Here is a 13,114-nt window from a genome sequence, read left to right as displayed (position 1 = left end):
CGTTGTGGGCGGCATGACGCTGCTTATCCCGGTGCTGGGCGATCAATTGTCGATGACGCTGGCCAGCCTGCGCGGGGTCGACCGGGCGCGGGCCGTCGTGCTGATGATGGAGGTGTGGGACGAGGCCACCTATGTGCGCCATCACAAGAAGAAGATTGCGCTGATCTTCTCGGCGATGCGCCATTTCGCCGAGGCGCTGCGCGGTGACGGCTGGACGGTCGATTATGTGACGCTGGATGCGGACGGGAACAGCCAGAGCTTTGCCGGCGAGGTGGCGCGCGCCGCGCAGCGGCACGGGGCCGAAGCGATCCGGGTGGTGGCAGGCGGCGAATACCGGGTGCGGCGCGATCAGGACGACTGGGCGGCGCGCACCGGCCTGCCCGTCGAGATCATGGAGGATGATCGCTTCGTCTGCCCTCTGCCCGACTTCTATGACTGGGCGCGGGGGCGCCGCGATTACCGGATGGAATGGTTCTACCGCGACATGCGCCGTCGCACCGGATTGTTGATGACGGCGCAGGGCAAGCCGGTCGGCGGGCAGTGGAATTTCGACAAGGACAATCGCGAGACGCCGCCCCGCGGGCTGAACTATCCGGCGCCCGCCCGCTTTGCGCCGGATGCGATCACGCAAGGCGTGCTGGCGCTGGTCGCGGACCGGTTCGGTGGGCATTTCGGCGATCTGGTGCCGTTCGGCCTGCCGGTCACCCGCGAACAGGCGCTGGCGGCGCTGGACCATTTCATCGCGGCCGCGCTCCCCGATTTCGGGCGCTATCAGGACGCGATGATCGCGGGGCAGGATTATCTGTACCATAGCAGCCTGTCGCTGTGCCTGAACCTGGGGCTGCTGGGGCCCCTGGAAGTGTGCGAGGCGGCGGTCGCCGCCTATGAGAAGGGAGCGGCGCCGATCAACGCGGTGGAGGGCTTCGTCCGCCAGATCATCGGCTGGCGCGAATATATGCGCGGCATGTATTGGTGGGACATGCCCAAATTTGGCGCGCGCAATGCGCTGGGGGCGACGCGGCCGCTGCCCCAATTCTACTGGACCGGCGACACCGACATGCGCTGCCTTGCCGAAGCGGTGGGGCAGACCCGACGCGAGGCCTATGCCCATCATATCCAGCGGCTGATGATACTCGGCAACTTCGCGATGCTGGCCGGAGTGGCGCCGCAGGCGATCTCGGACTGGTTCCTGGTCGTCTATTTCGACGCCTATGAATGGGTCGAGCTGCCCAACGTCATCGGCATGAGCCAGTTCGCCGATGGCGGGATCATCGCATCCAAACCCTATGCCTCGACCGGCGCCTATATCGACCGCATGTCGGATTATTGCGGGCGATGCCGGTATGACGTGAAGGCCAGGACCGGACCGGACGCCTGCCCGTTCAACGCGCTATATTGGGATTTCCTGGCCCGCCATGAGCGGCGCCTGCGCGGCAATCCACGGATGCGCGGCATGTACGCCACCTGGGACCGGTTCGATGCGGCACAGCGAACCGCCTGTCGCGACAGTGCAGCGACCTTTCTGGACGGCCTGGCACCCGCCGATCAGGGATGGAGCAAGGCCCCGACATGACATGCCGGCATGTCGACGTGTCGACAGCGGTGATCATCGATCGAAATGTATCGCCAGCCAGATGGTCGGGGCGGCGGGGTCGGTAAAGGTCACGCGGTGGACCGCACCGGCCGGGATCATCAGGTGATCGCCCGGTGCCAGCACGATCACGCGGTCGGCGAGCGCGACCACCGCCTTTCCCGCCAGCAGCAGCACCCATTCGTCATGATCCTGGACATAGGGCGCATCGGCCGGCGTGACCTGCCCCTGCGAGACGATACGCTCGATCCGGCAGCCGGGGCGGGACAGGATCTCGCGAAATTCTTCATGCCCGGCGGGTGCCGGGATATCGGCGAACAGGTTGGGAAGCGGTGGGGCGTCGGTCATCGTGTGGCGGGTTCTGCCACGGCGTCGCATCCGCTGATATAGGCCGCGGGCATGACGCCTGTTTTCCGTTTCGCGCATATGCTGGGTCGGATCGATGCCGGCTGGCGTTTCGCCTCGGCCGATCTCCGCCGCTTCACAGCGCTGGCGCTGATCCGGGATGTCTGGGACATCGTTCGGCGCGATGCCGGGCCGGGCCATGTCGGGCCCGCGCACGAGGCGAGCTCGACCCATATCCTGTTCACCGAGGATCCGCGGCGGGATGCCGTGCTGCTCTGGCTGGCGGATCATGCCGCCCCGGTGCTGCGTGAGGCTGCAGCTTGGATGGCGCGGATGGTGGATGCCGAAACCCGGTTCGGCACGGCCGATCTGGCCTTGCTGGAGGTGGCGGGCGGCGCGCTGGCGGCGCCAGTCGCGGGGCCGGTGACCGCCGCATTGGGGCCGGACAGTGGCATGATGCTCACCACGGTTGCGGGTGCGGTCGACCGGTTGCGCGTCGTGCCGGACTTTCTGGAAGCGGAGGATGGTGGTCTGGTTCGGCCTCTGGCCGGTGCTCCGGTACGGCACCGGGTGGCGGCCCCTTCGCCCGGTGCCGCCTGGGCGCTGAACCTCGCGATGCTGGCCGACCCCAGGGTGACCGGGGGCGCGCCGCCCCCCATCGGCATCGTCAGCCGTGCGCTGTTTCATGGACTTGCCGACGCGGATGCGGTTGCCGGTCAACTGATGACGGATGCCGTTTCGGCCGGCGAGCGGACCTATCGACGCCTGCTGACGCTGAACGACGAACTGGCGCGCGGGGGGGCGGCGCTGGCGCATCTGTCGCGCAATGCGCGCGCGCGTGATGCCTGGGGCGTGGTTGCGGCATTGCAAATGCTCACCCGCCGTCAACTGGCGCACGCGCTGGCGCTTTCGCGCGGTGGAGCGGACATGCAGATGCGTGCGCTGGCCGGAGCCGGACTGGCGACGCTGCAGCCCGGCGGGGTCATCGATTACGCCTTACCGGAGCCCGGACCGCCCGCACCGACGGATGCTTCGTCGCTGGCGCATGCGGTCGAGGCGATCGATCGCGATCTGGCGGCGATTGCTCACTTGTATGAAAGACAAAAACAAAAAGAGGCGTAGCTCAGCCTTTGTCGACACGCATACATGTTCTCGCGTCGGCGCGTCGATCATCCCCCCGAGCGATCGTCAGGCAAGATTGCCGAGATCGTCCGCGCCCAGTGATCCGCCCGGTTCCAGATCGGTGGGGCGGCGCAGATGCTGAAGGATGATGTCGATGTCCTCGCCCGTCAGGCCGCTGTCACGGTCGATCGGCTGCCCCGCCGCGTGTCGGCTCCGAAAACCTTGCAGTCTTTCTGTCGCCTGATCGAGAGTGGACATGAGCCGGCCTTTCCTGATGCGTGCCCTGAAACGCTTGGGAAAGGATAGGGTTCGAATACAGGATAGGCTGCGCTGCTGCTCCGCCTTAGCCGACCATGTCCCCTATCGGTGACAGGAACCTACCAACGTACATCACTTGATCCGCTGGACCCTGAAGGATCGCGTGTTGCCGACGCTGGCAAAATATCCATGCAATATACCCCGGCGGATTCTGATGCTCTGCCCGGCGTCCGGCATGATACGCGGGCTATCGAGGGTGCGCCATGCACTGCCATCCGCCAGCGTCAGCACTGCGACACCTCGTCCGACTGGGGATAGGCGAGCGATAGACGAGAATATCTCTTTGATCTCGGGTGTTGCCGTTGGAGCCTTCACATCCTCGCGGTGTCCGACCGGGAAGCCGAAAGTCTTTTGGGGGTTCTCGTTCCGTCTGGATTCAGGAACATTGGCGCGGCCGGAAGGCTTCGATGCGGCATCAAAAGCTGTATCATAGCAAACGCTTTTCTGAACAGGGTTGGTCATGGTGCGGCAGGCCTTGGCCGTAATGGGCCATTCGCCATCACCGGCTTGGGCAGCAGCCACCGTTGATAACAGTGCCGCTGTCGTGATTGCCGTCCCAAGCCACCTTGGCTTCATGCACGATCCTTCTTCAGCCATCTGACCAGCGAACACATGTGATGTGTATGCAACATCATACATCAATCTGTGATCGATTGCAGCACCCGCTTGCCCCTAACGCTTCGGCGTTCTTAGGATGAAACATATCGACGCATTATCACAGTAATACGTCGCATATATTTACCTAAAAGACGCAATAGTGCGCTTTGCGGTATGGAATAGGGGAAAAATTCCATGGGGACGCTTAAGTCGCGCCTTCTCACAAATACTGTTATTACAGTAACTTCCTTGCTCGCTATGCCTGCTTTTGCGCAGGTCACCGCTCCTGCAGCCGAAGCCGGTACGCAGGCCGAAAATGGTACGGAAACGGACATTGTGATCACCGGATCACGTATTCGCCGGCCGGATTTGACCTCGAGCAGCCCCATCGCTGTTGTTTCTGAAGAAGAATTTGCCTTGTCGGGGGCGACCAATGTCGAGCAGGTGCTCAACACATTGCCTCAGGTCATCCCGGGTCTGACAGGTTTCTCGAACAATCCGGGCAATGGTGCCTCCACCCTGAATCTGCGTGGTCTGGGTGAGACGCGGTCGCTGGTGCTGGTCAATGGCCGCCGCTGGATGTTCTATAACACCAACCAGACCGTCGATCTCAACACGATCCCCGTCTTCCTGCTTCGCAATACCGAAGTCGTCACTGGCGGCGCATCGGCGATCTACGGCTCGGATGCGGTCGCCGGCGTCGTCAACTTCAATCTGCGCAACGACCTGAACGGTATCGAAGGCGGCGCGAACTATTCGCTGACCGAGCGCGGGGACGGCGCGCGCTATACCTTCGACCTGGCTATGGGTTCGAACTTCGCCGATGGCCGCGGCAACGTCACCGTCTACGGCAATTACATGCGCCGTCAGCCAATTTTCCAGGGGGCGCGCAGCTTCTCGCGCAATGCCGCTGGTGACGGTTGTATCGTGCCAGGCAGCACCAATTCGACAACACGTCTTGGAACGCCGTTTCCGTCAGGTATCACGCCTGCAACCTGCGCTGCACGCGGTGGTGAAATCGGTCTGATTCCGCAAGGGTCGGCCACGGTTCCGATCGCGACCTTCACGCGCGGCGTAGACACCTTCATCTTCAATCCCACGGGCGGCGGTTCGCGTCTTTTCCAGAACCCGGCGGATCTCTACAATTTCGCGCCCGACAATTACCTCATGCTGCCGCAAGAGCGTTACCTGTTCGGGGGCTTCGCCAATTATGAGGTCACGGACCATGTCGAGGCCTATACCGAGGTCAGCTACGTCAACAATTCGGTTCCACAGGAGCTCGCGCCAACCCCCATCGGTCAGAACGTATCGCTGCAGATTGCCAGCCCGTTCTTCAACGATCAGACCCGTGCCGTGCTGCGTCCGCTGGACACGGATGGCGACGGTTACGTGACCAGCACGGTCGGCTTCCGCTTCAACCAATCCGGGCCGCGTAACGTGAACCAGCAGCGTGATGCTTTCCGCATCCTCGGCGGTCTGCGTGGCGATATCACGCCCAGCCTGCACTATGACGCCTATTACCTGTACTCGCGCACGCAGAACACGCAGTTCCAGCAGGGCAATATCTCGCGCAGCCGCTTTGCCGCAGCGCTGAACACAGAATTTGCCCCCGGCACGACGACGCTGCGCTGCCGTGATGCATCGGCGCGAGCGGCGGGTTGCGTTCCGCTCAACGCCTTTGGTCTGGCACAGGCCAGCCAGGCTGCGATCAACTATGTGACGATCAACTCGACCAATCTTGAAGTTTCGTCCCTGAAGAACGCAGTGGCGTCGCTGTCTGGCGAGTTGTTCGATCTGGGCCTGGGTGCCGAGAAGATCGGTTTCGCCGTTGGCGGGGAATATCGTGCTACCGAATCCCGCTACACACCGGATACCTTCCTGGCGTCGGGCGACGTTGCCGGCTTCAACGCGGGCCTGCCGACTTCGGGCGGCTATAACGTCAAGGAAGTGTTCGGCGAATTGCGGGTGCCTGTACTGCGCGATCGTCTTTTTCATCGGCTCGATCTGAACGGTGCAGGACGGTATTCCGACTATTCGTTGGGCAGCATCGGCGGAGTGTGGACGTATACGGGTGGTGTCGAGTTCGCACCCGTGCGTGACGTGACGTTCCGCGGCCAATATGCCCGTTCGGTTCGCGCTCCGAACGTACAGGATCTGTTCGGTGGCAATGCCACGGGCTTCCCGGCAGCTATCGATTATTGCTCGGATCGTGGCCCTGCCAACGCGCGAACAGATGCCATTCGGGCATTGTGCGTCGCCTCAGGTGTTCCAGCGGCAAACGTGTTTACTCGCGCCGTGCAGCCATCGGCTCAAATTCAGGTCAATACGGGCGGCAATCCGAATGTACGTGAGGAAGTGTCGGATACCTGGACGGCAGGTGTCGTCTTTTCGCCGACCTTCATTCCGCGCCTGAATGTTCAGATCGACTGGTTTGACATCAACGTCAGGGATGCCATCGGAACGCGTTTTGGTGGTGCCGCCACAGCGTTGGAACTATGCTATCTGGTGGCGCAGAACATCAATGACCCGGTCTGCGCTACCTTCAATGGTTCGCGTGGATCAACGGGCGGTATAGGTCAAACACAAGGCGGAACGAACCCGAACTTTGTAACGGACAATACCGCGGGATTGTTGACCAAGGGCATCGATATGCAGGTCGACTATAACCGTAACTTCGGAAACGTGAACGTTTCGTTCTTCTATCTGGGCACGTATCTTCACAGGTATCGGACGGTTGCCAATGCCGCCTTCCCGGACCGCGTGAACATCAGTGAAGGTACGATCGGCTTGCCGAAGTATCGGCATACCACGCGTCTGACTGCCGGAGTCGACAAGGCACAACTGTCGTTCCGGTGGCGCTATCAGGGCAAGGGGCAAGACAACCGTATCGAGAACGTCTTCCTGGGCACGACGCGGGTCGGCACCGATCCGGCAATCCTGCCCAACGCCTATATCGGTGCTGCCAACTATTTCGATCTGACCGCAAGCATCGACGTCAATGACGGCCTGAATTTCAGCATCGGCGTCAACAACCTGCTCGACAAGCAGCCGCCTATTCTAGGCGCTGCGCAGGAGCAGTCGAATACGCTGCCCAGCTTCTACGACGTTCTGGGTCGTGACTTCTTCGTGTCGGCGCGCGTGCGCCTCTAAAATAGACAGCGAAGGTGAGCTATGGGGCGGCGAAGTAATTCGCCGCCCCTTTTTTGTCGTGAGGCTAAGGCAGCCGCGTCCTTCGAGATGCAACGTCAAACGCCATGCTCATCCGCGTTCCGCCAAAGATCGGGCGGGTGCCATGAAACAGCATGCTGGGAAACAGCACACAGTAACCCGGGCGAGGACGGATGGTGGCCATTGGCGACAGGTGCGTGCCGAGGTCCGCGGGTGGTCGCCCAAGATCGAGCCAGCCCGATCGATCGGCGTCGTCCACCTGCGGGGGAACGACAAAATAGGCAGCTGACGACAGCAAGCCTTGCGGGTGGATGTGCGAGGCGTGCCGGCCGCTGCCCAGCAGGCGGATCGACCAGCTTCCCTTGACTTGCCACGCTGCATCACGGTGACGTAGCAGCGGATGCGCAGCATCATATCCAGGCAGCGCGGCACGATATTGTGCAACGACCTTCTCGACCGTGCGGGACAGGATGCCGATTGCAGGCTCCATACGTTCCAGCAGTGCCCCTACGGTCTGGCTACCGTCTTTGACCGATTGGCCGATCGGCATGGTGGAGTGATCATGCAGGCTTTCCAGCAACGCTATGATCTCGCCCATATCGATGGAGGAAAGGCTTAGCGGCAGTTCCTGTACGAGCCCTTCTTGACCGGAAAGCCATTGATGACGGGGATCGCCGAGCAGGCGCCATGCAACGTCGCGCAACGCCCATGCCGCCACGTTCTCAGGCTCATCGACGAGCACCTGCGCCAGCAGTGTATCCGCCACAGCCGGATCGCCCATGCGAATGCGATGACGAGCGACATGCACGCGCCATTCTTTTGGAATGGGCTGGACGGAGAACAGACGATTGGCCCGGTCATGATCGCCAGCCGCACCCGCATATACGGCTTCCAGGAGGGCGCACTGCCTGTCGGATGGCCACAGGCTCCGCGCCTTTGCTGCAATGGCGGCTGCATCAAGATGGCGATCCACCCCCGCCAGGGTTGTCGCCCAGGATTGGTACAATGCCGGTGATGGAGCGTAGCTGGCCGCAGCGGCATAATGATCGGCAAAGTGAGCATGCTCACCATTTGCCCATCGCACGGCAGCGTGACCCTCGAGCCCCTCGATCCAGTCGGGCACCTGTGTCGCCAAAGCCTCGGTATAACGATACGCTTCCTGCAACCGGCCTTGGCCAAGTAGCGCCTGCGCCAAGCCAGCGATGACGTGGCGATCACCAGGTACCGCCGCCAATCCGCGCTCATGCCAAGCCACGGCATCAGAAGCGCCGCGGCGAAGTGCGACTTGTGCCCGACCTTGCAGCCCGCGGGGGTGGTTCGGATCACGCTGGAGAAGGGCGGTGTAGCTGCACTGAGCACCTGCGAGGTCGCCCGCCTCCAACTCTGCTGCCCCGCGCGCGGTCCAGTAGCGAGGATGTGTCTGCGCCGCACTGTGCCGCGTCTGCAGAAGTTCCAGCGCCTCATCAGCACGCGCAAGTCGGGTCAAGATGATGGCACGATTGACGATCGGCTCGGCAGCAGCCGGCGCCACGGCAGTAGCGTGTTCAAACCACATCAGCGCATCGTTGCTTGTTCCGTGCGTGGCGTGAAAATTGCCGATGCTGTTGAGCAATGCGCCGTCGCCGGGGAACCGCTCGGCAGCCTGTTCGAACAAGGCGGCGGCTTCTGCCACATGACCCGCGCGGGCAGCTGCCAAGGCGCGGTTGCGCAAGTCACCTGCGTTCGTCAACGGTCGCGGAACCAGCCGGTGATTGAGAAGCGCCCGATCGGCGCGAAGGGTGGCACATAGCTGACAGCATGGGGGGTGGGCACTTCAAACAGGCTGAGCGTGTTGAATCTTGGCCGATAGCCAGCGATCACATCGCCATCTTCGTCAAAGAAATTGAGGTAGCCGCCCCAATCATGACGCCATTCTTCGCGGCACATGCCTAATACATAAGCGACCCGCCACCCTTCGGCGGCATGACTATCTACATGGAGTGGCAAGAACTGGTTGGGAGCAAACAGCGTGGCTTGCGCATCCGCCTTGTGAAGTTCTTGCAACCCCGTGATCTTCCTAATGAAGTTCATGAAGGGGGCGTCGTTTAGATGCTCGAAGAGGATGTCATAGGGACTATCTGGATGTGCCTGCGTCAAGTATGCATCAAGGATAGGATAGCGCGCATAAGAGAAGGCGTATTCCCCGGTGCTTTGCATTGCCTTGAAGATGCGTGTAGCAACAGCATTGCGTTCCTCCATGGGAAGGGCAGCGAGCGCTGCGGCATCGAGTGCATGGGGGCCATCTTCGCCTGCTCGCCAGCCCAAGCCCCAAGGCGTGTGATGTGCCAGAAGATTATGGATCGCATCTGCGGCAGCAGGGGTTAGAAGATCACGGATCTGTACGCGCCGATCCCGTCTGAAACGGTCGCCGATTGCATCCATATCGAGCGCTGGGTTGAGATCAAGAATGCTTTCAATCACCCGACCGATGCCCTTGTTGATGATCGGACGCAGCATCACGCTTTGTCCAAACATGTATTTGGACCTTGGAACTATACGCGACAAGATCGATTTTTTCGTCCCCTTGGGCAAAGTCGATTGATACCTGTCAAGCGCCGAATTGTCGTCGTGTCGACAGGTATGCACGTAGACAAATTTATAATGGTGTCATGGAAGGTTGGGTGCATGTCGACACAGGGGGTGCGGGTTGCTTTGGTGACCGGGGCCGGCGGGGGGCTGGGGCGGGAGATCGCGCAGGGGCTGGCGGCCGGGGGCATGGCGGTGATCGTGCAGGGGCGCCGCGCCGGGGCGCTGGAAGAGGTGACAGAAGCGATCGGGGCGGCAGGCGGGGTGGCCTGGCCGCTGGTGGTCGACCTGGCGGACGGGGCGGCGGTGGTCGAGGCGCTGAAGCCCTGGCCGCGTATCGATATCGTCGTGAACAATGCCGGGCGGCGCGATCGCCGGCCGCTGGGCGCGCTGGACCGGGAGGCGCTGCGCCAGATGCTGGAGGTGAACCTGGTTGCGCCCTTCGACCTGGCAAGGCTGCTCGCGCCGCGCATGGGGGCGGGGGGGCGCATCATCAACGTGACCTCGATCGCCGGGCAGATCGCGCGCGGGGGCGATGCGGCCTATACGGCGAGCAAGGGCGGGCTGGATGCCTTGACCCGCGCCCTGGCCGCAGAACTGGGGCCGCTCGGCATCACCGTGAACGCGGTTGCACCCGGCTTCTTCGCGACCGAAGCCAATGCCGCGATGCGTGCCGATCCGGCAATCGCCGCGCACCTGGCGACGCGCACGGCGCTTGGCCGCTGGGGGCGACCGGAAGAGATCGTCGGCCCGGTGCTGTTCCTGGCGTCGCCCGCGGCATCCTATGTCACCGGACAGGTGCTGGCCGTAGATGGCGGGTACACCGCACATTTCTGATGTCCGGATGCCCGCGATTAACCAAAAGGGGGCCGGAACGGGCGAAATCAAGAAAATCGCTGCGGATCACCAACCAGGCGGAAGAAGGCGATCGGACGGCATAGTGTAAATAATTAGCAGGACTTTCTATATTCTTAGCCAGTAAGATACGGATCAGCCGATATACTGTATGGACAAGAACTCTGAGCATTGTAAGTAAATACACTTAATATCTGATCTAAAATGGAACAATGAGCCTTGGAGGCGGAGCGATTGGCTGTTCACGACGCCAAGTGATTCGCATAGCAGTTGGTCATCGGAAGTGATGGCAATGCGGGGGGTAGGAGCAAGGCTCCTGTGATCAGTATGAAAACATTCAGTGCTGCAATATGCACCTGCATGATGCTGACGCCGATCTGCGCGTCTGCGCAGGACCTTTCCTACCAGCCGATCAATCCACGATTTGGCGGTAATCCTTTCAACTCCAACCATCTGCTTGGTGAGGCGAACGCACAGAATAAATATACCGATCCCAACGATCGGTCCAACCAGAGCCAGGCGGATATATTTGCGCAACAACTTCAGTCGCGCCTTCTATCCTCGCTGTCGTCGCAGGTTGTTGATGCGATCTTCGGCAAGGACCCGCAGCAGAGCGGCACCATTCAGTTCGGCGGCCAGACGATCCAGTTCGATCGCGGCCTGGACAGTGTGACGCTTCGGATCACCGATCAGTCCACGGGCAAGGAAACCGTGATCTCCATCCCCACGCTGGTGAAGGCGAGCTGAGATGCGCGCTTCTCTCCTTCTGATGGCGACCGGCCTGACCCCGAGCCTGTCGGGATGCGCGGCCTATGATGTCGGTCCGTCGCGCTACAATCCCCAGGCCTATGTTCCGGCCAAGACGCCAACCGAACTGCGCCTGAACCAGTTGCCGTCGCCGGCACGCCAGGTTGCGGTCGCGGTGTACGGCTTCGGGGATCAGACGGGCCAGTTCAAGCCCAGCGAAACCGGCCAGACGCTGTCGCGGGCGGTGACGCAGGGGGCCGGCTCGATCCTGATGAAGGCGTTGCAGGATGCCGGCAATCGCCAGTGGTTCACCGTGGTGGAGCGCGAGCAGTTCAAGAACCTGCTGAGCGAACGGCAGGTGATCCGTGAGATGCGCGAGCGCTATCTGGGTGAAACCGCGGTCAATCCGCAGGCGCTGCCCGCATTGCTGTTCGCCGGCGTGCTGCTGGAAGGCGGCGTGATCGGGTACGACACCAACACCGTCACCGGGGGCGCGGGCGCCGCATTCCTGGGGATCGGAGCGCACACCCAGTATCGCCAGGATACGGTAACCGTCTATCTGCGCGCCGTGTCCGTACGGACCGGTGAGGTGATGACCACGGTAACCGCCTCCAAGACGATCGCTTCCCGCTCCCTGAACGCCAGCACGTTCCGTTACGTGGCATTCAAGGAGCTGCTCCAGGCCGAAATGGGCATCACCACCAACGAGCCCGATCAGCTGGCGCTGCGCCAGGCGATCGAGAAGGCGGTGTACGGCCTGGTCATGGAGGGTGTCGAACTCAAGCTTTGGGATTTCAAGGACCCTGCGGCGGGCTCGCCGTTGCTGCGCGACTACAAGGTCGAGCGCGACGGGCAATTCGCCCCCGAACAGGTCCAGACAGCGATGAAGGCGGCCGATGCTGCCCCGCCGCTCAAGATCCTGGCGACGCGGGACCGGTTGAAGGACCGGGACGAGCCCGCATCCGGCCGCAAGGACGGGTCGTCAAAGGAATCATCCGGATCGGGAGGCGCGCTTTAAGCGGACCGCCAAACGACCCTGATGGCCGTACCCCCGCGGCATACGAACAATAACCGGGGGTCTTCACGACGGGGCGGTAACCCCGCCGTGAAGGAACGTTGCCGTGGAAAAACAACGATCATGTCATCCAGCCGGCGCCAACCGGCACGACGGCATGGTTATCACCTCAAACCTTAAGGAATGACAACCATGAAGATTCTCGTTCTCGCTTCGGCTTCGGTCCTCGCTTTCGCCACGCCCGCAATGGCGCAGGACTACAACAACGCTTCGTTCGTCCAGCAGATCGGCAATGTGAACACTTCGACCGTTGACCAGAACAGCGGCATCCAGAAGTCGGCCATCCATCAGCTCAGCAGCAACGACACCGCGCTCGTCGAGCAGAACGGTGCCCTGAACGACTCGATCGTGCTGCAGCAGGGAACCGAGTTCGTCAAGGGCGGCAACCGCAGCGAAAACCGCATGTCGGGTAACGGCGACAAGAACTATGTCGTTCAGAGCGGCGCGAACAACGTGTCGTACACGACCTTCAGCCCGTCCTCGGCCGACTCGGTGTCGATGATCAACCAGGACGGCGCCGGCAACTTCGCCGACTACACGTCGAACGGCGACAGCAACGAGTCGCTGATCACCCAGCAGTTCGACCAGAACAGCGCTTCGGTGTTCCAGATGAGCTCCAACAACTACTCGTATGTCGGCCAGAACGGCCTCGGCAACGCCGCGACCGTTACGCAGCACTAAGTTGCAGGAAGGTGCGCTCGCAGCGATGCGAGCGCACCTTTTGTCTTTGG

The 13,114-nt window shown here is 61.9% G+C and carries 12 protein-coding genes; 7 read left to right on the top strand and 5 right to left on the bottom strand.

All coding sequences use genetic code 11. From position 1 onward, the window contains the following. Positions 1–13 precede the first annotated feature (13 nt). A complete protein-coding gene (locus OXR08_RS02415; RefSeq protein WP_267347425.1) occupies positions 14–1,573 on the top strand; it encodes a cryptochrome/photolyase family protein in 1,560 nt (519 codons plus the stop codon). Positions 1,574–1,606: 33 nt separating this feature from the next. Here OXR08_RS02415 and OXR08_RS02410 read toward each other — a convergent pair whose 3' ends face one another. Continuing rightward, positions 1,607–1,939 (bottom strand): cupin domain-containing protein, encoded by a 333-nt coding sequence (locus OXR08_RS02410; RefSeq protein ID WP_267347424.1) that lies wholly within the window; start codon positions 1,937–1,939, stop codon positions 1,607–1,609. Positions 1,940–1,990: 51 nt separating this feature from the next. Here OXR08_RS02410 and OXR08_RS02405 point away from each other — a divergent pair, with 51 nt between their 5' ends. Continuing rightward, positions 1,991–3,058: a hypothetical protein gene (locus OXR08_RS02405; RefSeq protein ID WP_267347423.1), complete on the top strand. Its 1,068-nt coding sequence runs from the start codon at positions 1,991–1,993 to the stop codon at positions 3,056–3,058. A gap of 66 nt (positions 3,059–3,124) precedes the next feature. On the opposite strand, the gene OXR08_RS02400 is transcribed toward OXR08_RS02405, so the two are convergent. Then, on the bottom strand, positions 3,125–3,316 hold the full coding sequence (locus tag OXR08_RS02400; RefSeq protein WP_267347422.1) for a hypothetical protein: 192 nt from the start codon (positions 3,314–3,316) through the stop codon (positions 3,125–3,127). A gap of 132 nt (positions 3,317–3,448) precedes the next feature. After that, the gene (locus tag OXR08_RS02395) at positions 3,449–4,018 is read right to left on the bottom strand and encodes a hypothetical protein (protein ID WP_267347421.1); all 570 of its coding nucleotides are present in this window, start codon (positions 4,016–4,018) and stop codon (positions 3,449–3,451) included. A gap of 150 nt (positions 4,019–4,168) precedes the next feature. On the opposite strand from OXR08_RS02395, the gene OXR08_RS02390 reads away from it, so the two are divergent. Beyond that, a complete protein-coding gene (locus OXR08_RS02390) occupies positions 4,169–7,123 on the top strand; it encodes a TonB-dependent receptor (RefSeq protein WP_267347420.1) in 2,955 nt (984 codons plus the stop codon). A 64-nt stretch (positions 7,124–7,187) separates the two neighbouring features. Here the strand turns inward: OXR08_RS02390 and OXR08_RS02385 are convergent, their stop codons facing one another. Then, entirely contained in the window at positions 7,188–8,852 is a 1,665-nt protein-coding gene (locus tag OXR08_RS02385; RefSeq protein WP_267347419.1) for a putative 2OG-Fe(II) oxygenase, read from the bottom strand. A 14-nt stretch (positions 8,853–8,866) separates the two neighbouring features. Beyond that, complete coding sequence (locus tag OXR08_RS02380) at positions 8,867–9,637, bottom strand: 2OG-Fe(II) oxygenase family protein (protein WP_267347418.1); 771 nt, start codon at positions 9,635–9,637, stop codon at positions 8,867–8,869. A gap of 168 nt (positions 9,638–9,805) precedes the next feature. Between OXR08_RS02380 and OXR08_RS02375 the strand changes: the two genes are divergently transcribed. From OXR08_RS02375 to OXR08_RS02360, 4 genes are all read left to right on the top strand, one after another. Next, the gene (locus tag OXR08_RS02375; protein ID WP_267347417.1) at positions 9,806–10,543 is read left to right on the top strand and encodes an SDR family oxidoreductase; all 738 of its coding nucleotides are present in this window, start codon (positions 9,806–9,808) and stop codon (positions 10,541–10,543) included. A 378-nt stretch (positions 10,544–10,921) separates the two neighbouring features. Next, positions 10,922–11,308, top strand: a complete 387-nt coding sequence (locus OXR08_RS02370) for a curli assembly protein CsgF (protein ID WP_205411697.1) — start codon at positions 10,922–10,924, stop codon at positions 11,306–11,308. Between the two features lies 1 nt (position 11,309). Continuing rightward, complete coding sequence (locus OXR08_RS02365) at positions 11,310–12,326, top strand: CsgG/HfaB family protein (RefSeq protein ID WP_267347416.1); 1,017 nt, start codon at positions 11,310–11,312, stop codon at positions 12,324–12,326. A 189-nt stretch (positions 12,327–12,515) separates the two neighbouring features. Further along, positions 12,516–13,064 carry a hypothetical protein gene (locus tag OXR08_RS02360; protein WP_267347415.1) on the top strand — a complete coding sequence of 183 codons (549 nt, stop codon included), beginning with the start codon at positions 12,516–12,518 and terminating at the stop codon, positions 13,062–13,064. Positions 13,065–13,114 lie beyond the last annotated feature (50 nt).

Origin of the sequence: Sphingomonas sp. GM_Shp_2 (assembly GCF_026540875.1) — a bacterium.
Classification (GTDB): Bacteria; Pseudomonadota; Alphaproteobacteria; order Sphingomonadales; family Sphingomonadaceae; genus Sphingomonas; species Sphingomonas carotinifaciens.
This window is presented reverse-complemented; position numbering and strand designations above follow the sequence as displayed.